Annotated in this window: 1 protein-coding gene; it reads right to left on the bottom strand. The window is 66.1% G+C overall.

Annotated elements, in window-relative coordinates; all coding sequences use genetic code 11:
- Window positions 1-79: 79 nt before the first annotated feature.
- The gene (locus AB0M27_RS47910; RefSeq protein WP_365732477.1) at window positions 80-1222 is read right to left on the bottom strand and encodes an IS701 family transposase; all 1143 of its coding nucleotides are present in this window, start codon (window positions 1220-1222) and stop codon (window positions 80-82) included.
- Window positions 1223-1323: the final 101 nt, after the last annotated feature.

Below are 1323 nucleotides of genomic sequence, written 5' to 3'. Positions count from 1 at the left end.
TGGCTGTGTCTACGGAAGTGTGACCAGTGCAGATGGTGTTCGTTGGTGTGGTGGCGGGGCGTGATGACGATGTGCCCGATCAACCGGCGGATCTCCGGGACGCTGAGGGGTATGAGGTTTTGCTCGTCCTCTGCGTCGCCCCTTTTGTGGCTTCTTGGGCGCGGAGCGCGGTCAGGTAGGCGAGTGCGGCCATCGACAGGGTGATGTGCCGGTACCAGGCCCGGTAGAGCCGGACCTGGTAGTGGTCCAGGCCGCACTCGCCCTTGGCGGTCTGGAAGCACTCCTCCACCGCCCACCTCGCTGCGGCGACTTTGACCAGGTCTTTCAGTCGCGAGGAGGCCGGTCCATAGCAGACGTAGTAGGCGATCTCGGTGGGGTCGCTGACACTGCGGCGGGCCAGTACCCAGTGCCCGAAGCCGTCTTCCCAGCAAGGCCGGATCGCAACGCGCGCCCAGTCGTAGACGCGTTCGCCGTGCGCGCCCTGCCCGCCCGACAGCCGCTTCCAGCGCTGCCGGGGCAGCGCGGCGATCAGCTCGTCGACCCGGGCCTCGGCCCAACGGGTCGTGATCACCGTGTCGTTGACCTTCGTGGCCATCACGTGGGCGACCTTGCGTTGCTCCAGCCAGAAACGTGTGTGCTTGACCTGCCCGTATGCCTCGTCCGCGGTCACCCATGCGAACGGCACACCGGCGTCGATGGCGCGTTGCAGCATCCGCCTGAAGTGCTCGTTCTTGGTCGCGAAACAGATCTCGTCGTCAATGCCGGCGGCCCGACAACGGTCCCGGTCATCGGTCCAGGAGGCCGGGAGGTAGAGCTCGCGGTCGATCAGGGCACGTCCCCGGGCCGAGGCGTAGGCCAGGAAGGTGCCGATCTGGCAGTTTTCCGTGCGGCCCGCAGTACCCGAGTACTGGCGCTGGACACCGGCGGATTTGGTGCCTTTCTTCAGGAAGCCGGTGTCGTCGCAGATCAGGACGCCCTCCGGGCTGCCGATGGTCTCCACGACGAAGTCACGGACGTCGTCGCGGACCGCGTTCTCGTCCCAGTCGGAGAGGTTGAGTAGGCGCTGGACACCGTCCGGGCGGAGCTGGCCGACCTGCTCGGCCAGCGTCCAGCCGTTCTTCTTCTCCAGAGGTGCGACCAGCCCCTCCAGGTAATCCAGTGCCCGCTCGCGCGGCTCGGACCTGCCAAAACGGTGGGCGAACCGGGCATGCAGCCCGGCTATCCCCTCGGACCACGACTCAACCTGTTCGACCGTCAGCGCATCAGCACACAGTCACATCAACGACACACGACGTTGATCGTCACCCAGATGCGGTTGCAGTA

The sequence above is a fragment of the Streptomyces sp. NPDC052107 genome (genome assembly GCF_040680215.1).
Classification (GTDB): domain Bacteria; phylum Actinomycetota; class Actinomycetes; order Streptomycetales; family Streptomycetaceae; genus Streptomyces.
This window is presented reverse-complemented; position numbering and strand designations above follow the sequence as displayed.